This window comes from Pseudonocardia sp., from assembly GCF_050246655.1.
In the GTDB taxonomy this organism is placed as follows: domain Bacteria; phylum Actinomycetota; class Actinomycetes; order Mycobacteriales; family Pseudonocardiaceae; genus Pseudonocardia.
This window is the reverse complement of the sequence record NZ_JBFWVQ010000105.1, coordinates 1-20,515: the sequence shown is the minus strand read 5'-3', so window position 1 is coordinate 20,515 and position 20,515 is coordinate 1. Positions and strand designations below refer to the sequence as shown.

Sequence of the window (20,515 nt, the reverse complement as noted above, 5' to 3'; positions counted from 1 at the left end):
CGTCCCGGGTCGACACGCTGAAGCAGTAGAGGGCCAGCGTGTGCGTCGTGGGATCGCCGACCGGCAGCTTCGCGTACTGCGCGAACGTCTCCCGGCCGAGCAGCATCACGAAGGCCTGCTCGCCGACGGGCATGCAGGCCGCGTTCTCGCCGGTGAACGCCGGGTCGTAGCTGAACCCGAGCTTGGAGAAGAACGCCTTGCTGCGCTCGATGTCGGCTACCGGCATGTTCACGAACAGCATCCGGCCGGGGTGTACGGGCGTGGTCATGGTGGGCTCCGGTCGACGGTTCCGGTGGGACGCCCGTATCGACCGCCCCGGCCCGCGCAACTCATCGGTCGGCCGGTCGATTTCCCGTGCCGGCCGCGGCCACCTCGGTGGTCATGATCCCGCTGCGTCAGGGGTATCGGCGTCGGGCGCCACGCGTTGCAGGCCGGCGATGAGGGTGTCGACGAGGAAGTCGTAGCTGCCGGCGACATCGCGGGTCATCTGGAACGCGCCGCCGACCTCGAGCCCGGCGAAGCCATGGATGATCGCTCGGATCGCGCGGACGGCGTCGATCGCCCGATCACCACGCAGCCCGAACCCCGCGATGGCGTCGAACAGGACGGCCACGGCGTCGTCGGCCACCTGCTGGAACTCCGCGTCGTCGCCCGGCGGCGCGTGGATGGTGGCGGCGTACCGGCCGGGGTGATCCAGGGCCCACCGTCGGTAGGCAGCGGCGATGGCACGGACCGCGTCGGGCCCGGACCGGCCGACGGCAGCCCGGGTCAGCACGGCAGAGACGTCGCGCACGGCCTGCATGGCGATCCGGCGGCGCAGAGCGCCGAGCGAATCGATGTGCTTGTACAGCGACGGCGTCCGCACCCCGGCCCGTTCGGCCACCAGACCCATGGTCACACCGGCGAATCCGACCTCGTCGGCGAGCGCCGACCCGGCCGCGACCACAGCCGTCACGTCGAGGCCGGCTCTAGGCACGCACGGACTCCAGGAACGCCAGGATCATCGCGGCCACCTCCGCCGGACACTGCACGTGAGGGTAGTGCCCCGCTCCGGGGATGACGTCGAGTCGGCCCAGGCCGGCGGGCAACGCCGACACGATCGCCTCTCCCTCGGCCACCGGCGAGGTCCAGTCCGGGTCGAGGCCGCCCTGCACGACCAGCACCGGGCAGCGGACGTTGCCCAGCTGCGCGCCCGCATCAGCGGCACTGTTCAACTGCTTCTGCAGCGCCTTCATCCGGCCGGGCTCGCGCAACATGGCGTCGATGCGATCGAGGCTCGCGCTCCAGTCCGCCGGCCGCGGCTCGGGCATGGCGATCTCCAGGTACCTCCGCCACTGCCTGCGACTTCCCAGGGCGACACCCGCCATCGCCAGCGCCGCGCGCCGGTAACGCGCCACCCGCAGATCACGCAGGGAGAACTCCACCTTCCGCGTGAACGGCGCCAGCTCGACCAGCGCGGTGACGAGGGACGGGGCCGTCGCCGCGGCGATCGTGGCGGCGCCCCCCGAGATGGAGTGGCCGACGATCACCGCCGGGCCGCCGAGATGCTTCACCACCGCGATCATGTCACCGGCGATGTCGGTCCGCGTGTACGACGGCCATGTCGCGCTCGACTCACCGCAGCCGCGCAGATCGACCGTGGCGACCCGGTACCCGGCCTCGGCCAGCGCAGGCGCGAGGAACCGGTAGGCGTCGCGGCTGTTGCCGATGCCGGGGACCAGCACCATCAGCGGGCCGGACGTACCGGTCGTCTCGTAGGCCAGCGTGCCGCCGTCGACATCCAGGAACTCGGTCATCGTCAACCTTCCGTAGGCTAATTCGATTAGTCTACGGCTAATCTGTGTGTACGGCGGGCGAGCAGCCTCACCGTCGGAGTCCGCGGACCGGGGGAAGGCCAGCGTTCAGCGGTGCGCGGTTGCTGCGTGGTGAAGTTCGGAGATGTGCTCGGCGAACAGTCTGGCGACGAGTTCGCCGCGGCTGGTCACGCCGCACTTGGAGAAGATCGTCTTGATGTGGTCGTTGACGGTGTGGCGCGAGATGCACATCTCGGCGGCGATCTCTTTGGTCGACAGCCCCCTGGCGAGGAGTGGCACCACTTCGGACTCGCGTTGGGTGAGGCCGTAGGACTCGAGGACGATGGAGACGAGGTCGGCCGGACCGGCGGGCTCGACGACGACGGCGACCTGGTTGTCGCCGAGCGGGGCGGCGTGGAGGCGGAACCAGCGGCCGGAGCTGCCGCGGGCGCGCATCGAGATTCCGGTGGCGTTCTTCAGGTTCTTGGCTCGTCGCGCTGCGGCCATGACGACCGTCGGCACGTCGATGTCGACGCCGTGGGTGGCGAGCTCGGCCAGCACGTCGGCCGCGCCGGGCGTTGCCGAGACGAGTGATGCGTCGCTGTCGATGACGAGCATGGTCGGCGCCGGGGCGGCGGTGGCGCGGTCGCGGCGCATCACGGCGGAGCGAATCGCTCGGGCGGCGACGGGGACGAGCTCGAGGACCGATTGCGACTCTTCGGCGGGGAACGGTCCGAGTTCGGCGCTGCGGACCAGGGCGGCCACGGCCCAGCACGATGCGCCGGTCGTGAAGGCCACCCGGATCTCGTCGCCGCCGCCGGGTTCGTACAGCTTGCGGTAGCGCGGGCTACGAGCGAGGTCGCCGTCGGTCAGTTGCGACAGCGTGGCGACGGGTTCGGCGCTGCGCGCCAGAGAAGTGAACTTGGCGAAGTCGGGGTCGAGCAGCTCGTTGTCCCAGAACGGCGTGCACTGGGAGGGGTTGAGTCCCTCGACGACACCACCGAAGGGCAGCATCGAGTCGGTGTCGGTCAGGAGCAGCGCTGCGACCGAGAACGTGGCGACGCCGTGCAACGCCTCGAGCACGTCACTGAGCAGTTCGGTCAGCGGCCGCTCGGCGGCGTCGGCGGCGAGCACGCGGTCCCGGGCGGCGATGACCTGGTCGATGCCCATTCGATGCAGCGTACGACGGGTCGAGGGCCTGGTCATCCCCCTCGTTCATGGGGGTCAGCCCCCGTCATCGACCCGCTTGGAACCCGAGGCCGCGGGATTCACGGCCCGTCGACGCATCCGTACGTTCGCCACACATGGCCTACGAACCTGCCGTTCCCACGATCATCCGCCCTCCCGAGCGGATCGCCGCGGAGACGTGGCTGATCCATCAGGTGCAAGAGGCACTCGGGGCGCCGCTGCGCGTGTACCTGAACTCGATGGTGATCCGCGGCGCCGAGCCGGTCATCGTCGACACCGGCACCGTCGCCAACCGTGCGCAGTGGCTGGACGACGTGTTCGGGCTGGTCGATCCGGCCGATGTGCGCTACGTCTTCATCTCCCACGACGACGTCGACCACACCGGCAATCTCGCCCAGGTCATGGAGCACTGCCCGAACGCGACGCTGCTCGCCTCGTGGGCGCTGGTCGAGCGGTTCTCCAACGCCTTCGAGTTCCCACTGCAGCGCTGCCGCTGGGTCGATGACGGATCGCACCTCGACCTCGACGATCGCCGCCTGCGCTTCGTGCGCCCACCGCTGTGGGACTCACCAACGACACGCGGCGTGTTCGACACCTCGACCGAGGCCTACTGGGCGGTGGACGCCTTCGCCACACCGTGTTCCCCTGCGGTCGAGGCGACGGTCGACGAGCTCGACCCGGAGGCCTGGCGAGGCGGCATGGCGATGTTCGCGCACCATGCGCTGTCCCCATGGCTGGCCATGGTCGACAACGGCCGCTACCGCCACCACGTCGAACAGGTGCGGGCGTTGGGCGCCACCACCATCGCCTCGGCGCACAGTCCGCTGATCACCGGCGCCTCGGTCGACCCGGCGTTCGATCTGCTCGTCGACCTGCCGAACGTCGAGGTGCCGCAGGCACCCGACCAGACGGTGCACGACGCGATCGTCTCCCAGCTCCCCGCAGCCTGAGCCGGACATGCGCATCGGCATCGGACTGCCACAGCTCGGCCGCTTCGCCGACATCGACACGTTGCGCCGGGTGGCGAACGCCGCCGAGGCCAGCGGCCTGTCCTCGCTGTGGGCCATCGACCGGCTCCTGGTTCCGGTCAACCCGCGCACCGCCTACCCGGCCAGCGCCGACGGGACGCTGCCACCCGAGCAACACACCGCGATCGACCCGATCGTGGCGCTCAGCGTGGCGGCCACCGTCACCGATCGGATCCGGCTCGGCACCAGCGTCCTCATCGCCCCGTGGTACCCGCCGGTCGTGCTGGCCCGCGCCCTGGCCAGCGTCGATGTCGCCAGCGCCGGACGACTGACGGTCGGGCTCGGCGTCGGATGGTCACTCGACGAGTACGAGGCCGTCGGCGCACCGATGCGGCAGCGAGGCCGACGACTCGACGAGATCCTCGAGCTGCTCCACTCGCTGTGGAGCGGCCGAACCCAGCGCGTCACCGGCCAGGAACGCATCGAGCCCGCCTCGCTGACCGTGCGCCCGGCACAGCATCCCCGCCCGCCGATCCTGCTCGCCGCCTACACCGCGGCCGGGCTCGACCGCATCGCTCGCAGCGCCGACGGCTGGCTGCCGACCAGCCTGCCGTTCGACGCCATCGCCGCCGGCTGGACCACCATCCGTGACGGCGCCGCTGCTGCCGGCCGCGACCCCGACGCGCTCGAGCTGATCGTCCGCGCCGCACCCGCGTTCACCGACGCCGCGCTCGGACCGACACGAGCGCCGTTCACCGGGTCGTGGCGACAGATCGCCGACGACGTCGCGCACACCCGAGACCTCGGCGCCCACGAACTGATCATCGACCTGCAAGGCCAGATGACACGCCCCGACGAGCTGGTCGACACCGCCCTGGAGCTCGCCGCCGGCGCGATCACCGCCGTCGTCACCTGACACGTACCCGCCACGACGCCTGCACGATCCGTCTCGGCGTCAACGGCGCCTTGACGCCCAGGGTGGTCAAGTGCGGTGGGCCGACGTGACCAGGCCGAACTCGCGGCCGGCGTCGAGCAGGGAGTCGGCGAGGTACTGGCCGGACGACCGCGCGCAACCGACGAGGTAGGACCGGGCACCGTCGACGTCGTCGCGCACGACGTCGGTGACCACGCGGGCCACCGACGAGCGGAACGCGGCACCGTCGGGGGTGACCCGGTCGGCGAGATCGATCGCGCACACCTTCGCGAGCAGGGCCGGGGCCGTTGCCCCGGTGACCCGCAGCATCGCCCAGCCGTGGCCCACGTCGACGCGGGTGGCGAACTCGTCGGTGGCGGCGAGGATCCCGTCGACGGCGGCACGCAGGCACCGCGTGGCGCCCTGGGCGCCGATGACCAGCCACTGGCCGGGCCCGGAACCGACGACGAGTGCCCCCGCCAGCGGGCCGGCGGCCGGCCGGGCGGCCCGGCCGAACCCGACGCCGAGCGCGTCCCGCACGGCTCCGGTGGCCGGCGCGCGGACCGCGACCTTCGCCAGCAGCGAGAGGTCGGTGAGGGTGGGTCCGGCCACCGGCGCGACGTTGCGCGGCAGGCTGATCGGACTGCGGGCGATCGGCGGCGCGATCTCAGGCACGCTGACGCTCCCCCTCCGGGTCGAACTGGGCATGGTCGGCCGTCACCTCGGCGGCGATGTCCCGCCCGTCGCGGAGGCGGACGGTGAGCCGGGTGCCGGCATCGGCGAGGTGCGCGTCGACCTGGCCGAGACAGACGGCGCGGCCGAGCGCGGGCGACATCCGGCTGGACGTGATCCGCCCGACGATGTGCCCGCCGTCGCTGACGATCTGGCTCGCCTCCTCGGGCACGACGGCGGGATCGAGCGGGCGGATCCCCACCAGCCTCGGGTACGCGGCCCGTTCGGACTGCCACTGCAGCTCCGCCTTGCCGGCGAAGTCCGGCTTGTCGAGCTTGATCATCCGGCCGAGCCCCGCCGTGTGGGCCTGGGTGAGGCCGTCGGTGTCCTGGCCGACGATGAAGTGGCCCTTCTCCAGCCGCAGGATGCGCTGGGCCTCCACGCCGAAGGGGGCCACCCCGAGATCGCCGCCGGCGCGCAGCAGCTCCTCCCACACGTGCAGCCCGAAGTGGGCGGGCACGTGCAGCTCGTAGGACAGCTCCCCGGTGAAGCCGATGCGCCAGAGCACGCAGTCGGCGACGCCGGCGACCGTCCCGGTGCGCACGTTCATGTAGCCGAAGGCCGCGCTCGCCAGGTCGACGTCGGTCAGCCGGGCCAGCAGTTCCCGCGAGCGCGGGCCTGCCACGTTGATGCTCGCGTAGGCGCTGGTCACCGGCGTGATGTGCACCTGCCAGTGGGGGTGCTCGGTCTGCAGCCAGCTCTCCGCCCACTCCCAGACCGTCGCGGCACCCGACGACGTCGTGGACATCAGCCAGTGCTGCTCGCCGAGCCGTCCGGTGACCCCGTCGTCGAGCACGACCCCGTCCTCGGCGCACATCACGCCGTAGCGGACCCGGCCGACGTCCAGCGTCGACACGCGGTTGACGTAGAGCAGGTCCAGCAGCTTCGGCACATCGGGACCCTGCAGGTCGAGCTTGCCGAGCGGGGTGACGTCGATGATCCCGACACGGCTGCGGACGGTGCGCGCCTCCGCCTGCGGATCGCCGTAGTGGTCCGGTCGGATCCACAGGCCGGCGACCAGCGGCACCGCCCCGTGCTCGGTGTGCCAGCGGTGCATCGGCGAGTGCCGGACGGGCTCGAACCTCCGTCCAGCGAGCGCGCCCAGCGACACCGGGGTGTACATCGGCCGCCACGTGGTCACGCCGGTCTCGGCGAGGGTGCGGCCGGTCGCCTCGGCGACCAGCGCCGCCGTGTTGATCGCCTCCAGCTTGCCCTGCGCCGGGCCCATCGTCGCGGTCGTGTACCGCTTGACCAGCTCGGCCGAGTCGTAGCCCTCCTCGACGGCGGTGGTGATGTCCTTCGCCGTGACGTCCTCGGAGAGATCGACGAAGCCGCCGATCGGACGGGCGAAGAACAGCTCCGGGTGCTCGGCCTCCGGCAGCGGTGGTACCTCCCGCGCGGCCGCCCCGCCCGCGCGCCGGGCCGCCTCGGCGCCGACGGCCTCGGCGTGCGCCACGAGCTGCGCGGGCGTGCCGTCTCCGGCGATCCCGCCGGCGGCCAGCACGGTGTCCGGCAGCTCGCCCGGCACGAACCGCGCCGCGTCGGGCCGGTACACGGGGACGGCGCCTGCCATGTCCAGCAGCGACGTCGGCGCCGTCCAGCCGACCGCGGTGACGAGCAGGTCGACGTCGTGGCGCCGCCCGCCCGCGAGCTCGACGGCCTGCACCCCGCCGCGTCCGACCGCCCGCACGAGGCGGGGGCCGCCCCGATCGACGCAGCGGGCGTCGAGCTCGACGACGTCGACGCCGGCCGCACGCAGGTCGGCCGCGGCCGCGTCGCCCTCGGGATTGGCGATGAGCACCGCGGCCCGGTGCCCGGGCCGCACCGCGTGCAGCCCGATCAGCCGCCGCACGGCGGTGGAGAGCATCACCCCGGGCAGGTCGTTGCCCGCGAACACGTACGGGCGCTCGATCAACCCGGCCGCGACGACCAGCACCCCGGCGCGGGCCTTGTCCAGCCGCTCGCCGATCCCGGGGAGCCCGCGCTGGGCGACAGCGATCCAGTTGCCGTCGTAGCGGGCGGCGACGACCGCGTCGGTCAGCACCTCGATGCCGGACTCGGCGTGCACGGCGGCGCGGAGCTCGGCGAGCAGCGCGAGGTCGTCGGGCCCGCCCCAGCGCAGGTGCCCGCCGAGCTGGTACTCCTGCTCGACGAGCATCACCGAGGCGCCGGCGCGCGCCGCGGCGAGGGCCGCGGCCATCCCGGCGGGCCCGCCGCCGGCGACCAGCACGTCGGGGTGCGCGTAGCGCTTGTCGAAGTAGGGCCGCTCGGAGTCGGGCGGTACCTCGCCGGCATGCACGAACCGGCGCAGCACCTTCTCGTACACCGGCCACAGTCGCTCGGGCTTGATGAACGTCTTGTAGTAGAAGCCGGTCGCGAGGAACCGGCCGGCCAGCCGGTTGACGGCCTTGACGTCGAAGCGCAGCGACGGCCACGTGTTCTGCGACCGCACGTCCATGCCGGGCTCGAGGCGCCGGTGCGCGCCGCGGACGTTGGGCTCGTCGCCGACCTGGAACTGGCAGCCCGGATCGAACACGTCCGCGGTGAGCAGGCCTCGCGGGCGGTGGTACTTGTAGCTGCGGGAGAACACCCGCACGCCCGACGCGGCCAGCGCCGAGACGATGGTGTCGCCGGGATGGCCGAGGTGGCGCGCGCCGTTCCACGTGAACGCCAGCGTCGAGGAGCGGTCGATCACCTCGCCGGGCCGCCGCGGGAGGCGGTGGTCGCCCGTCATGCGGTCACCTCGTTCGTCCCGGTGTGCCGCCGGACGGCGAGGAAGCGCTGGCAGCCCGCGGCGTGGTACCAGGTCTCGCGGACCCAGCCGAGCGGGTTGGCGCTGAAGTAGAGGTGGCGCCGCCACTCCGCCGGGGTGGCGGTCGCCGGGTCGGGGCGCGTCTTCGCCTCGCCGACGTAGCGGAACTCGCTGACGTTGCGCGTCCCGCAGTGCGGGCACGGGAGGAGCATCATGGGTGCGTCTCCGGGTCTGGAGTGCTGACGTGGCGGACGGGGCGGCCTGGTCTCCTAGTGACCGACAGCGGCCGCGCCCTTCTCGCCGACGAGCCGCCCGGCCTCGAAGCGGTCCAGCGCGAACGCGGCGATGATCTCGGGCGGCTTGCCGTCGACGATGCAGGCGGCCATGGCCTCGCCCGAGACGGGTCCGGCCTTGAAGCCGTAGGTCCCCCACCCGACGTCGACGAAGAAGCCCTCGACGGGTGTGAGCCCCATGATCGGCGAGTAGTCGGGGGTCATGTCGCACAGGCCCGCCCACTGCCGCAGCAGCCGCATCTTCGACAGCGCCGGCATCAGCTCCAGGACGTGCCGCGCGAGCCCCTCGACGAACTCCAGCGAGCCGCGCGTCGAGTACGACGCGAACGGGTCGACACTCGCCCCGAACACCAGCTCGCCACGGTCGGTCTGGCTGACGTAGGTGTGCAGGGTGCCGGAGACGACCACGGTGTCCAGGAACGGCCGCACCGGCTCGGTGACGGCGGCCTGCAGCGGGAAGGTGTGCACCGGCATGGCGACGCCCGCCATGTCCGAGATCAGTGTCGACCAGCCCGCCGTGCAGTTGACCACCACCGGCGTGCTGATCCGCCGGCCGTCGGCCGTGCGCACCCCGGTGACGCGGTCGGCCTGCACGTCGATCCCGACGACCTCCGTGCCCTGGTGGATGTGCACGCCCTGCGCGTCGGCCGCTCGGGCGTAGCCCCACACGACGGCGTCGTGCCGGACGATCCCGCCCGGCGGGTGGTGGAGCGCCCCGAGGATCGGGTAGCGGGTGCCGGCCGAGGTGTCCAGGTAGGGCACCAGTTTCTTGATCTCGGCCGGGCCGATCACCGAGGAGTCGACGCCCTGCAGCTTGTTGACCTCGGCCCGCCAGTGCATCGTGCGCAGCGACGAGTCGTTGTGCGCCAGCGTCAGGTGCCCGCGCTGGGAGAACATGACGTTGAAGTTCAGGTCGGCGGCCAGGTGCTCGTACAGCTTCACCGAGCGGTCGTAGAACCGCACACCGTCGGGCGTGAGGTAGTTCGACCGCAGGATCGCCGTGTTGCGGCCGGAGCCGCCGGAGCCGATGTAGGACTTCTCCAGCACCGCGACGTTCGTGACGCCGTGGTTGCTCGCCAGGTAGTGGGCGGCGGCCAGCCCGTGCACCCCGCCACCGATGATCACGACGTCGTAGCCGTCGCGGGGCCCGTGATGGCCGAACGCGCGTGGCCACTCCCCTCCGAACAGCCCGTGCCGGGCGAGTGCCCACGCCGAGTACGTCCGGGGCCGGCGCCGGGTCACCGCATCTCCCCGGCCCCGACGTAGGGGTACGGGCTGCGCAGCAGCGCGCCCTCCGCGAAGCGGGACAGCCGGAAGTCGGCCGCCGGGACGTCCGGGACGCGGCTGCGGCCGTCGACGACCAGGTCGGCGACCAGCCCGCCGACGGACGGCGAGAGCTTGAATCCGTGCCCGCTGAACCCGGCCGCGACGACGAGCGACGCGATCGGCGTCGCGGAGATGACCGGGTTGAAGTCCGGGGTGACGTCGTAGCAGCCGGCGTAGGTGGACGCGATCGACGCGTTGTCCAGGCCGGGGAACCGCGTCGAGACCTTGTCGACGGTGAGGTCGATGAACGCGTCGTTCGCCCGGTTCGAGTAGTCGCCCGGATCGGCGGGCTCCAGCTCGGCGAGGTCGGAGTTGCCGAACAGGATCTCCCCGCCGCTCTCGGGCCGGACGTACTGCAGCGACACGAGATCGGAGAACACCGGGACCGGCCCGAGGTCGACGCCGGGATCGATGAGCACGATCTGCTCGCGGTGCACGGTGATGGGAAGGTCGATGCCGTGCCGGGCCAGCAGCGCGCTCGTCCACGGCCCGGCGGCGAGCACGACCGTGCCCGCGCAGATCGTGCTGCCGTCGGCGAGCCGGACCCCGGTGGCCCGGCCGCGGTCGACGGCGACCTCGGTCACCACGGTGCCCTGCCGCAGCCGCGCGCCCGCGCGGCGTGCGGTGGCGGCGAACGCCTGGGCGGTCCGGTAGGCGTCGCCGTACCCGCCACGCTCCTCCCACGCGAAGGCGCCGAAGGGCTCCAGGTCGGCCACCGGCCAGAGCTTCTGCACCTCCGTCCGGTCGATGTCCTCGGTGCGGACGCCGACGGCGCGCTGCCCGGCCATGGACGCCTGCAGGGCCTCGACGTTCTCCGGACCGACTCCGACGACGTAGCCGGTCTGGTGGAAGCCGATGTCGTCGCCGAGAAGGTCTTCGGCGTTCTCGAAGACCTCCAGCGCCCGGGTGGCCATCGCCGCGAGCGACGGGACGCCGTAGTGGCAGCGCACGACACCGGAGGACTTGCCGGTGCCGCCGGAGCCGACGGTGTCGCGCTCGACGATCGTGACGTCGGTGATCCCGCGCTCGGTGAGGGCCCAGGCCGCAGCGCAGCCCTGCAGCCCCCCGCCGACGATGAGGACATCGGTGGTGCGGTCGGTCATCGCTCCCGCCCCGGGATCCACGAGGTGCCGGCCAGCGGCACGCGGGCCATCGCGGCGGCCTCGATCGTCAGCGCCACCATGTCCTCGGGCTCGAGGTGCTGCAGGTGCGCCTTGCCGCAGGCGCGGGCGATGGTCTGTGCTTCGAGGGTGAGGACGCGCAGGTAGTTGGCGAGGCGCCGGCCGCCCTCGACGGGATCGAGCCGCGCGGCAAGCTCCGGGTCCTGCGTGGTGATGCCCGCGGGATCGCGGCCGTCCTGGAAGTCGTCGTAGAACCCGGCGGCGGAGCCGAGCGCGCGGTACTCCTCGTCGTAGCGGGGATCGTTGTCGCCGAGCGCGATCAGGGCTGCGGTGCCGATCGCGACGGCGTCCGCGCCGAGTGCCATGGCCTTGGCGACGTCGGCGCCGGTGCGGATCCCGCCGGACACGATGAGCTGGACCTTGCGGTGCACACCGAGCTCCTGCAGCGCCTGGACGGCCAGCGGCACGGCGGCGAGCGTGGGGATGCCGACGTGCTCGATGAACACGTCCTGGGTGGCTGCGGTGCCGCCCTGCATGCCGTCGACGACCACCACGTCGGCGCCGGCGGCGACGGCCAGCTTGACGTCGTAGTAGGTGCGCGACGCGCCGATCTTGACGTAGATCGGCTTCTCCCAGTCGGTGATCTCGCGCAGCTCGAGGATCTTGATGGCGAGGTCGTCCGGGCCCGTCCAGTCGGGGTGCCGGCAGGCGGAGCGCTGGTCGATGCCGGCGGGCAGTGTGCGCATGTCGGCGACACGGTCGGAGATCTTCTGCCCGAGCAGCATCCCGCCCCCGCCGGGCTTGGCGCCCTGGCCCAGCACGATCTCGACGGCGTCGGCCCTGCGCAGGTCGGTGGGGTTCATCCCGTACCGCGACGGCAGGTACTGGTAGACGAGGTTCTTGGACTGGCCGCGCTCTTCGGGGGTCATCCCCCCGTCCCCCGTGGTGGTGGACGTGCCGACCTCGGACGCGCCGCGCCCCAGCGCCTCCTTGGCCTGCGCGGAGAGCGCGCCGAAGGACATGCCGGCGATGGTGATCGGGATGTCCAGGTGCAGGGGGTGGCGCGCGTTGCGGTCGCCGAGCACGACGTCGGTGTCGCAGCGCTCGCGGTAGCCCTCCAGCGGGTAGCGGGACACCGAGGCGCCCAGGAAGAGCAGGTCGTCGAAGTGCGGGAGGGCACGCTTGGCGCCCCACCCGCGGATGTCGTACACCCCCGTGGCGGCAGCGCGCTGGATGCCGGCGATGGTGGCGCGGTCGAAGGTGGCCGACTCACGCAGCGCAGGGTCGATCATCAGTAGTCGTTCCCCGAGGTGAAGTGGTACAGGCGGCGCGCGGACCCGTAGCGGCGGAAGTCGGCTGGGTCCGCATCGATGCCCGCGGCGTCCAGCAGCTCCGCCAGCTCGGTCCGGTGCTCGGGCCGCACCTCCTTCTCGACGCAGTCGGCGCCGAGCGAGCCGACGCTGCCGCGGACGTAGATCCGCGCCTCGTAGATCGAGTCGCCGAGGCTCGCACCGGCGTCGCCGCAGACGACGAGCCGGCCGGCCTGGGCCATGAACGCCGACATCGGACCGATGTCGGCGCCGACGACGATGTCCACGCCCTTCATGGAGATCCCGCAGCGCATCGACGCCGAGCCCTCGACGACCAGCAGGCCGCCGTGGGCGGTGGCACCCGCCGACTGGGACGCGTCCCCGGTGACCCGGACGACGCCGGACATCATGTTCTCCGCGACCCCGGTGCCGGCGTTGCCGTGCACGGTGATCCGGCCGCCGTCGTTCATGCCGGCGGCGTAGTAGCCGACATGGCCGTGCACGTCGACGGCGATGTCGGCCTGGACGCCCGCCGCGACGGCATGGGCGCCCTGCGGGTGCAGCACCTCGTAGTGGTGCGCGGTCGGGGCGTGCAGCTCGGCATTGAGCGCGCGGACGCTCGTGGTGGCGAGATCGATCACGGCGCACGTCTGCGCCGTCGGCTCGACGGTGGCGGTCACGGCGCGACTCCTTCGCGGGTCCACGCGTAGACGCGCTCGGGCTCGGGCTCGTAGAGGCGGGCGTGCTCGATGCCGGGTAGGTCGGCCAGCGCCCGGAACTCCGAGGCCATCGCCACCCACCGGCCGGTCTCGGCGATGATCGCCGGCTTGCAGGCGATCGCGTCCCGCACGACGGCGAACCCGTCCGCACTGGTGACGAGCAGGGTGTAGAAGCCGTCGAACCGCTCGCAGACCAGCCGCAGCGCCTTCTCCAGGTCCTCGCCCTGCATCAGCCGGTCGGCGACGAACCGGGCCCCGACCTCGGTGTCGTTCTCCGAGTCGAACACGTGCCCGGCCGCCTGCAGCTCGCGGCGGATCGTGGCGTGGTTGGCGAACGACCCGTTGTGCACCAGGCACTGGTCCGGACCGACGGAGAAGGGGTGGCAGCCCTCGGGGGTGACGGCGGACTCGGTGGCCATGCGGGTGTGGCCGAGGCCCTGCCAGCCCTGGGCGTTCGCCAGGTCGTACGTGTCGGCCAGCTCCCGCGGGTGGCCGGTGCCCTTGTAGACGGCGAGATCGGTGCCGAATCCGATCACGGTGGCACCGGGGGCCGTCCGCCCGACCGCGGCGACCAGCTCGTCGTCGGTGACGGGGGCGGCGACCACGGTCGTGTCGCCCGCTTCGGTGACCACCAGCTCCGGCGCGCCCGAGAGGGCGGCGCGAACCGCGTCCGCGAGGTCGGCGGTCGCGCCCGGCAGCAGGGAGACCGCCGCGTGGCCGGGTGGCACCCGGCGGTGGTCGCCGTAGACCGCGACGCCCGCCGAGTCGGGACCGCGGTCCCCCATCTGGCACAGCATGGTCTCCAGCAGGACCCCGAGCTGCGGGTACAGCTCGGGATCGCGCAGGTGGAGCCCGACGATTCCGCACACGGACGGTCTCCTCTCGGCAGAGGATCAGAAGGCGGTCAGGTAGCGGTCGTGCTCCCAGGAGCCGACCGTGTTGTGCCAGTCGAGGAACTCCTCGCGCTTGAGGGAGGCGAAGTACTCCGCGACGCCCGGACCGGCGGCGTCCAGCGCGCCGACGACGACCGGGTCCGCGGTGAATGCGTCGATCGCGTGCAGCAGCGTGGGCGGCAGTTCCGGGCGCAGAACCGCGTCCGCACCGGTGCCGGGAGCTCCCGGGTCGGTGTCGCGGGCGATCCCGTCGAGACCGGCCGCGAGCGTGGCCGCCAGCGCGAGGTACGGGTTCGTCGAGCCGTCAGCTCCGCGCAACTCGATGCGATGGTGGTCGGGGATCCGCACGAAGTGGGTGCGGTCGTTGCCGCCGTAGGTCGGCCGGCGCGGCGACCAGGTCGCGCCGGAGCGGGTCGACGTCGCACCGGTGCGCTTGTAGGAGTTGACGGTCGGGGCGAGCACCGCCTGCATGCCCGCGGCGTGGGCGAGGACGCCGCCGAGGAAGCGGTAGGCCAGCGGCGAGAGCCCGAAGCCGCGGGCATCCGACGCAGCGCTGTCGGCGGGGAAGCGGGACTCGCCGTCGCTCCACAGCGAGAGGTGCAGGTGCATGCCCGAGCCGGTGCGGTCGTCGAACGGCTTGGGCATGAAGGTCGCGGTCATCCCGCGCTGCTCGGCGAGCACCGAGATCAGGTACCGGGCGGTGATCACGCGGTCGGCCGTGGTGAGGGCGTCGGCGTAGGTGAAGTTCTGCTCGAACTGGCCGTTGGCGTCCTCGTGGTCGTTGGCGTAGTTGCCCCAGCCGAGAGCGTTCATCGCCTCGGAGACGCCGGTCAGGTGCTCGTACATGCGGGTCAGGCCGCGCGCGTCGTAGCACGGACGGGCCGCGACGTCCTTGGTGTCGGCGGGCCGCAGCGTGCCGTCCTCGTCGCGCGCGACGAGGAAGTACTCCACCTCGGCGCCGGCGAACAGCTCGAGCCCCTCCCCCGCCGCCTGCGCGATCATCGCCTTGAGGACGACGCGCGGAGCGAACGGCCACGCGCGGCCGTCGACGTGCGGGTCGCAGTGCACGAGGGCGAGGTCGGGGCGCACCCACGGCAGCGGGGTGTAGCTGTCGACGTCGGGGATCGCGATCAGGTCGGGATCGCACGGCTGCTGGCCGATGGCACCGACCGCGAACCCGGCGAACCCGACTCCCTCGTGCTGCAGCTCGTCGGCCGCGACGACCGGCACCAGCTTCGCGCAGGGCTTGCCGGTGAGATCGACGAACAGCGCGAGCAGGAACCGGACCCCGTCCGCCTGAGCGCGGGCCTTCAGGTCGGAGGGCGCCACTGCCGGCGCAACGGTCGAGGGTGACATGTCGAGGGTCATACCTGCTGGCTCCTTGCGTGGGGACGCACGAGCGTCGTCCGGCCGGACCGCTGTGTCTCACCGGGAAACGGTATATCATCCGAAGATACACATCGGTCACGTCGCTGTGAATGCCTGTTGCGCACCGGTTTCCGCGCAGCGACGGCACCGCAGCGCCCTGTCCTAGCCTGGGAGCGTGCAGCCCGTGAGCGAATCGCCCGCCGAACACGGCCCCGCCGCGCGCGAGGTGGCCGAGGTCGCCCCGTCCGCCGGCCGGCTCGAGCGCGCGATCGGCGCGCAGGTCCGACGGCTGCGCCAGGCGGCCGGGATGTCGCTGGCCGATCTCGCGCTCCGCACGGGCATCTCCAAGCCCATGCTGTCCAAGATCGAGAACGCGCACACGTCGTGCAGCCTGACCACGCTGGCGACCCTCGCCGAGTACCTCGACGTGCCCGTCACCTCCCTGTTCCGGGACGCCGACATCCCGCGCGAAGCCGTCTTCACCGAAGCCGGCCAGGGCGCCCGCATCGTGGCCAGGGGCACCCGGATCGGCCACGACTACACGCTTCTGGGCGCGCTGCGCGGCCCGCACAAGCGGATGGAGGCGCACCTCGTCACGCTCACCGAGCGCAGCGAGGAGTTCCCGCTCTTCCAGCACCCCGGCACCGAGCTGCTGTACATGATCGAGGGCGAGATGGTCTACGGCCACGGCGACTCGAGCTACACGATGCGACCCGGCGACGCCCTGCAGCTCGACGGGGAGGGACCACACGGCCCGCGCGAGCTCGTCGAGCTGCCGATCCGGTTCCTGTCGGTCGTCGCGTACGGGGAGCTGCACGAGTAGGACCCTTGACCTGCAAGGTATCCTCTTGGGAAATGCAGTTTCTCGCAAGGACACGGTCGTCCGGGAGGCCGCGATGAGCATCCTGAACCCGCTCGAGTTCCGGATCACCCCGAGTGACCTGGTCGCCGAGCTCAGGGCCCGCGCACCCAAGATCGGCATGAACGAGGGCCTGTGGCCCGGGCTGGCCATCTACCGCTTCGACGCGCCCGCCGCGCCGCAGTGGGAGGAGGTCCGCGAGCTGCACCTGTGCGTGATCGCCCAGGGCCGCAAGGTCGTCACCGCCGACGGGGCGAAGTGCTACTACGACCCGCTCACGTACCTCGCGATCAGCGACAACCTGCCGTTCCGCACGGAGATCGTCGAAGCCAGCCCGGCGAAGCCGTTCCTGTCGTTCGGCCTCCAGCTCGACCACGCGCTGGTGCGCGAGGTGTCCTCCGACATCATCCTGGAGCGCCAGACCACCGCGTTCACCACGACGCGGCCGAAGGCACCACCCCCGACGGCGGCCACGCCGACGTTCGTCTCGGCGCTCGACCGCGACATGATGGACGCGATCCTGCGCTTCCTGCGCGCCCTCTCCACCGGCGCCGACCGGCGCGTGCTCGCGCCCGTCTTCCTCAAGGAGATCGTCTACCGGGCGCTGCAGGCCGAGCAGTACACGCGGCTGACGCAGCGGGCGGCCAGCGAGAGCGCGAGCAACCCGGTCAGCGGCATCATCGCGTACGTGCAGGAGCACATCGGCGAGCCGCTGAGCGTCGCCGATCTGGCCGAGCGCGCGATCATGAGCCCGTCGGCGTTCTCGCACCTGTTCCGGGACGTGACCGGCCGATCGCCCTACCAGTTCGTGAAGGAGATGCGCCTGAACAAGGCCCGGGAGTTGCTGATCGAGAACGAGGTCAGCGTCACGCAGATCTCGAAGGCCGTGGGTTACCGCAGCACGTCGCACTTCATCAACGAGTTCCGCGACCGCTACGGCATGACCCCCCGCGCCTGCAGCGACGCCCTGGCGGGGCGGGCGATGACGCTCGAAGCCGCGGCCCGCGACCGCGTATGACCGGGCCGGGGTGACGGGTACCCGACCCCTTCAGGACGGGCGCCCGGAGCCTTCGAGCGCTGTCGCGGCGGGTCGCCGACCAGGCCTGGCGCGCGGCGGGGTGACGATCTTCCAGTAGGAGTCCTTGCGGACGATCTTCTCGTCGCGGAACTCCCAGTGGTCGACGCCGCGGGCGCGGATCTGCGTGCCGTCGGTGGTGGTGCCGTGCACGAGCCACTCGGAGACGGCGAGGTGGCCGCTGATCCAGTGCCGGTCGGCGTCGTACCGGACGTCGGGGATGGCGGTGAACCGCGCCGCGAGCCCCTCCCGTACGGCGGCCTTGCCGGCGAGGCGCGCACCGTACGGCTCGGGTCCGGCGGACGTGTCGAACGTGCAGTCGTCGGCGAAGAACTCCATGATCGCGTCCAGGTCGTGTGCGTTGAACGCCTTCATGATCGCTTCGAGCGTCTCGATCGAGACCTGGTCCGGGGCAGCACTCATCACGGCTCCTGTCGGAGAGCGGAGAAAGGGGTACGGGTACGGACGGGGATCAGAACGCGTTGAACCCGATCGCGCGCAGCTGCTCGCGGCCGTCCTCGCTGATGTCGTGGGGGCGCCAGGTCGGCAGCCATTCCCACTCGACGACGAACCCGGTGTCCAGCTCGTCCATCACCGACTTGATCTGGATCTCCATGACCGAGGTGAGCGGGCAGGCCGCCGACGTCAGCGTCATCACGATGGTCGCGACGTCGTCGGGGTCGATCCGCACGCGCCGCACGAACCCGAGATCGACGATGTTCACGCCGAGGTCCGGGTCGACAACGTCGTACAGGGCCTCGCGCACGACGAGCTCCGCCTCGGTCTCGGGCCGGTCCGGCGGCGCCGGCGCGACGGCGGGCTCCTCGATCGGTGCCGGCACCGCCGCCACCGCCGCCAGGCCCCGTGGCCGCAGGACGATCGTCACGTCGCTGGTCGGGCTGCTGATCCAGTCGGCGACGCCATGGGCCTTGCGCCGCACTCGCACGATGTCCTCGGCGGCCACCGCGCCGCCCGCGCTCAGCACGAGCACGTCGGCGTCCAGGCCGGACTGCTCCGCCCGCACCAGCGCCTTGTCCAGCACGCGCGCGAGCTGCTCGCACGCACCCACGGGGCCGAGGCGCAGCCGCGCCCGCGCCTGCGTGGCGGGCTTGCCCATGACCCGGGCCAGCGCCGCCGTCGCCTCGGCCTCGCTCAGGCGGATCTGGTGCTCGCGAACGATGATGTCGGTGCCTGATGCTCGCTCCGGCACGCTCCGCTCGGTCGTCTCGGCCAGCTCCGTCATGCCCGCACCTCCGGCCGGCCCGCTCTCGCCTTGCGCGGCAGCAGGCTCTTGATCGGGAAATCCTCGTCGGTGAGCTGTGCCGCAGTCACCTCGTGCGGCACGGTCATCACCTTGCGGACCTGAATCACGTCGCGCGGGCGGTCCAGCGCGACCATCGCCGTGATCCGTCCGTCCACGAGCGAGAAGACCGAGAACGACCGCTCCTCGACCGCGCCGCGGACGACCGTCTCGCCCTCCCCCCGGAACTGTCCCAGCGACTGCAGGTTGTGCTCGTGCTGCCAGGACCAGAACCAGTGCGGGTCGGTGAACGGCACGGCCTCGCCCAGCAGATTGCGCGCCAGGTTCTGGCCGTGCCGGCGCGCGGTGTCGTGGTGCTCGACCCGGATCCGGCGACCGTGCTCCGGGTGCCACCGGACGGCGACGTCGCCGATCGCGTGGACGTCCGGCGCGCTGGTGCGACCGAACTCGTCGGTCAGGATGCCCCCACCGGTGGCGCTGTCCACGACGAGGCCCGCCTCGACGGCGAGCTCGGCGTTGGGCACCGAGCCGACGCCGACCAGCAGCTCGTCGCACACGATCACCGCGCCGTCCCGGGTGTGCAGCTCGAGCCCGGACGCGGTCTCGGTCATCGCCGTGACCAGCTCGCCCGTGCGGATCTCCACGCCGTGGTCGCCGTGGATGCCGAGCATCGCGCGGGCGACGTCCGGTCCGAGCGCCCTGGCGAGCGGCAGCGGCTCCGGCTCGATGATCGTCACCCGCACGCCCTTGGCCACGGCGATCGCGGCCACCTCGCACCCGATGAACCCGGCACCGAGGATCGCCAGGTGCGTCCCGGGAGCGAGCCGAGCACCGAGCCGCTGCGAGTCGGCGAGCGTGCGCAGCGTGTGCACCCGTTCGCCGGCGAACCCCGGCAGCGTCCGCGCCCGCACGCCCGTGCCGAGCACCAGCGAGTCGTACGCGAGCGAGCGACCGTCGGAGAGGGCCACCCGGCGCTGCGCGAGGTCGAGCTGCCGCACCCTGGTGCCGAGCACCGCCTCGACGGCGTTGTCGGCGTACCAGCTCGCCTCGTCGACCTGGAAGTCCGCGAGCGCGAACGTCCCGGCGAGGTACTCCTTCGACAGCGGCGGCCGCTCGTACGGGAGGTGTGGCTCGGCGGCGACGAGCACGATCTCGCCGTCGAACCCCGCCTCCCGCAGGCCGGCGGCGGTGGCCGCGGTCGCGACCCCGCCCCCGACCAGCACGAACCTGGACATCAGACGCACACCGAGATCGCGCCGTCGTCGTCCACCTCGACCTGGTACCCGATCAGCGCGCAGTTGGTCGGGTTGATGCCCTTGCCCGTCGACACGTCGAACTCCCACAGGTGGTTGGCGCAGGTCAGCTTCCTCTCGTCGAGGTCGCCGTCGTTCAGCGGCCACTCCTGGTGCGGGCAGCGGTTCTTGTACGCCCACACCTCACCGTCGACGTTGACCAGGAGGATCGACTTGCCCTCGACGTCGACGGCCTCCATCTCGCCTTCCCAGAGGTCGTCGATGTGGAACACCGTGTGCCACCGGGCCGATTCCTGGGCCGTCGCGGCCTCACTCATCTCCGCTCACCCCGCCGGTGCCGTCGCGCCGTCGAGGAACGAGTGGTGGAACGCCTCGCGGGCCTGGCGCGCCTCCAGGACGACGTCGGCCGCCGGCTTGCCGAGCAGCGGCGCGAGCGCCTCGACCGCGGCGTCGGCGCGCGGCGCCCACCGCGACCTGAGGCTTCTTGCCGATGGGCGCTACGAACTCGTCGACGTGCTCGGCACCGGAACGGTATCCACCGTGTACCTGGCGCGTAACAGAGCAACGAACGAGAGGGTTGCGGCACGCGTTCTGAACCGCCTGGGCGACAAGCCACAGCAGGACAATCTTCGCGCGCGCTTCCTCCGGCAAGCCGCACTTACGGCCGAGCTCAACCATCCGAATATCGTTC

21 protein-coding genes and 1 pseudogene are annotated in these 20,515 nt (G+C 72.1%); 5 read left to right on the top strand and 17 right to left on the bottom strand.

Annotated elements, in window-relative coordinates; all coding sequences use genetic code 11:
- The 4 genes from AB7J25_RS24720 to AB7J25_RS24705 form a co-directional block, all read right to left on the bottom strand.
- On the bottom strand, positions 1-268 hold a 268-nt coding region (locus AB7J25_RS24720), incomplete at its 3' end, for a VOC family protein (RefSeq protein ID WP_428512648.1).
- Positions 269-379: 111 nt separating this feature from the next.
- Positions 380-955: a TetR/AcrR family transcriptional regulator gene (locus AB7J25_RS24715; RefSeq protein ID WP_428512646.1), complete on the bottom strand. Its 576-nt coding sequence runs from the start codon at positions 953-955 to the stop codon at positions 380-382.
- Positions 956-968: 13 nt separating this feature from the next.
- A complete protein-coding gene (locus tag AB7J25_RS24710; RefSeq protein WP_428512644.1) occupies positions 969-1,796 on the bottom strand; it encodes an alpha/beta fold hydrolase in 828 nt (275 codons plus the stop codon).
- Positions 1,797-1,901: 105 nt separating this feature from the next.
- The gene (locus tag AB7J25_RS24705; protein WP_428512642.1) at positions 1,902-2,963 is read right to left on the bottom strand and encodes a helix-turn-helix transcriptional regulator; all 1,062 of its coding nucleotides are present in this window, start codon (positions 2,961-2,963) and stop codon (positions 1,902-1,904) included.
- Between the two features lie 134 nt (positions 2,964-3,097).
- Between AB7J25_RS24705 and AB7J25_RS24700 the strand changes: the two genes are divergently transcribed.
- Together AB7J25_RS24700 and AB7J25_RS24695 are read left to right on the top strand one after the other, a co-directional pair.
- Positions 3,098-3,931 (top strand): MBL fold metallo-hydrolase, encoded by an 834-nt coding sequence (locus AB7J25_RS24700; protein ID WP_428512640.1) that lies wholly within the window; start codon positions 3,098-3,100, stop codon positions 3,929-3,931.
- Positions 3,932-3,938: 7 nt separating this feature from the next.
- Positions 3,939-4,865: a TIGR03619 family F420-dependent LLM class oxidoreductase gene (locus AB7J25_RS24695; RefSeq protein WP_428512638.1), complete on the top strand. Its 927-nt coding sequence runs from the start codon at positions 3,939-3,941 to the stop codon at positions 4,863-4,865.
- A 66-nt stretch (positions 4,866-4,931) separates the two neighbouring features.
- Here AB7J25_RS24695 and AB7J25_RS24690 read toward each other — a convergent pair whose 3' ends face one another.
- The 9 genes from AB7J25_RS24690 to glnT are packed head-to-tail and all read right to left on the bottom strand — an operon-like array spanning position 4,932 to position 15,376.
- Positions 4,932-5,537: a hypothetical protein gene (locus AB7J25_RS24690; RefSeq protein WP_428512636.1), complete on the bottom strand. Its 606-nt coding sequence runs from the start codon at positions 5,535-5,537 to the stop codon at positions 4,932-4,934.
- Positions 5,530-8,328 carry a 2Fe-2S iron-sulfur cluster-binding protein gene (locus AB7J25_RS24685; protein WP_428512634.1) on the bottom strand — a complete coding sequence of 933 codons (2,799 nt, stop codon included), beginning with the start codon at positions 8,326-8,328 and terminating at the stop codon, positions 5,530-5,532. Before AB7J25_RS24685 ends, AB7J25_RS24690 begins: the two co-directional genes overlap by 8 nt.
- A complete protein-coding gene (locus AB7J25_RS24680; protein WP_428512632.1) occupies positions 8,325-8,561 on the bottom strand; it encodes a sarcosine oxidase subunit delta in 237 nt (78 codons plus the stop codon). Before AB7J25_RS24680 ends, AB7J25_RS24685 begins: the two co-directional genes overlap by 4 nt.
- Before the next feature lie 54 nt (positions 8,562-8,615).
- Entirely contained in the window at positions 8,616-9,881 is a 1,266-nt protein-coding gene (locus AB7J25_RS24675; protein ID WP_428512630.1) for an FAD-dependent oxidoreductase, read from the bottom strand.
- Positions 9,878-11,068: an NAD(P)/FAD-dependent oxidoreductase gene (locus AB7J25_RS24670; protein WP_428512628.1), complete on the bottom strand. Its 1,191-nt coding sequence runs from the start codon at positions 11,066-11,068 to the stop codon at positions 9,878-9,880. Before AB7J25_RS24670 ends, AB7J25_RS24675 begins: the two co-directional genes overlap by 4 nt.
- Positions 11,065-12,378 (bottom strand): FMN-binding glutamate synthase family protein, encoded by a 1,314-nt coding sequence (locus tag AB7J25_RS24665; RefSeq protein WP_428512626.1) that lies wholly within the window; start codon positions 12,376-12,378, stop codon positions 11,065-11,067. Before AB7J25_RS24665 ends, AB7J25_RS24670 begins: the two co-directional genes overlap by 4 nt.
- Complete coding sequence (locus AB7J25_RS24660; protein WP_428512624.1) at positions 12,378-13,076, bottom strand: glutamate synthase; 699 nt, start codon at positions 13,074-13,076, stop codon at positions 12,378-12,380. Before AB7J25_RS24660 ends, AB7J25_RS24665 begins: the two co-directional genes overlap by 1 nt.
- Positions 13,073-13,984: a glutamine amidotransferase gene (locus AB7J25_RS24655; RefSeq protein WP_428512622.1), complete on the bottom strand. Its 912-nt coding sequence runs from the start codon at positions 13,982-13,984 to the stop codon at positions 13,073-13,075. Before AB7J25_RS24655 ends, AB7J25_RS24660 begins: the two co-directional genes overlap by 4 nt.
- 24 nt (positions 13,985-14,008) lie before the next feature.
- On the bottom strand, positions 14,009-15,376 hold the full coding sequence (gene glnT, locus AB7J25_RS24650; RefSeq protein WP_428512620.1) for a type III glutamate--ammonia ligase: 1,368 nt from the start codon (positions 15,374-15,376) through the stop codon (positions 14,009-14,011).
- Positions 15,377-15,560: 184 nt separating this feature from the next.
- Here glnT and AB7J25_RS24645 point away from each other — a divergent pair, with 184 nt between their 5' ends.
- Together AB7J25_RS24645 and AB7J25_RS24640 are read left to right on the top strand one after the other, a co-directional pair.
- Positions 15,561-16,199: a helix-turn-helix domain-containing protein gene (locus tag AB7J25_RS24645; RefSeq protein WP_428512618.1), complete on the top strand. Its 639-nt coding sequence runs from the start codon at positions 15,561-15,563 to the stop codon at positions 16,197-16,199.
- Positions 16,200-16,272: 73 nt separating this feature from the next.
- On the top strand, positions 16,273-17,253 hold the full coding sequence (locus tag AB7J25_RS24640) for an AraC family transcriptional regulator (protein ID WP_428512616.1): 981 nt from the start codon (positions 16,273-16,275) through the stop codon (positions 17,251-17,253).
- Between the two features lie 30 nt (positions 17,254-17,283).
- On the opposite strand, the gene AB7J25_RS24635 is transcribed toward AB7J25_RS24640, so the two are convergent.
- From AB7J25_RS24635 to AB7J25_RS24620, 4 genes are read right to left on the bottom strand one after another with little or no spacing between them, the layout of a single operon-like run.
- Positions 17,284-17,733 (bottom strand): nuclear transport factor 2 family protein, encoded by a 450-nt coding sequence (locus AB7J25_RS24635; RefSeq protein ID WP_428512614.1) that lies wholly within the window; start codon positions 17,731-17,733, stop codon positions 17,284-17,286.
- A 49-nt stretch (positions 17,734-17,782) separates the two neighbouring features.
- Positions 17,783-18,553 carry an iron-sulfur cluster assembly protein gene (locus AB7J25_RS24630; RefSeq protein WP_428512612.1) on the bottom strand — a complete coding sequence of 257 codons (771 nt, stop codon included), beginning with the start codon at positions 18,551-18,553 and terminating at the stop codon, positions 17,783-17,785.
- Complete coding sequence (locus tag AB7J25_RS24625) at positions 18,550-19,806, bottom strand: NAD(P)/FAD-dependent oxidoreductase (RefSeq protein WP_428512610.1); 1,257 nt, start codon at positions 19,804-19,806, stop codon at positions 18,550-18,552. The genes AB7J25_RS24630 and AB7J25_RS24625 overlap by 4 nt, the downstream gene beginning before the upstream one ends.
- Entirely contained in the window at positions 19,806-20,096 is a 291-nt protein-coding gene (locus AB7J25_RS24620; protein ID WP_428512608.1) for a Rieske 2Fe-2S domain-containing protein, read from the bottom strand. The genes AB7J25_RS24625 and AB7J25_RS24620 overlap by 1 nt, the downstream gene beginning before the upstream one ends.
- Between AB7J25_RS24620 and AB7J25_RS24615 the strand changes: the two are divergent.
- Positions 20,086-20,515, top strand: a pseudogene (locus AB7J25_RS24615) (hypothetical protein); the annotation flags it as partial. The gene AB7J25_RS24620 and the pseudogene AB7J25_RS24615 overlap by 11 nt on opposite strands.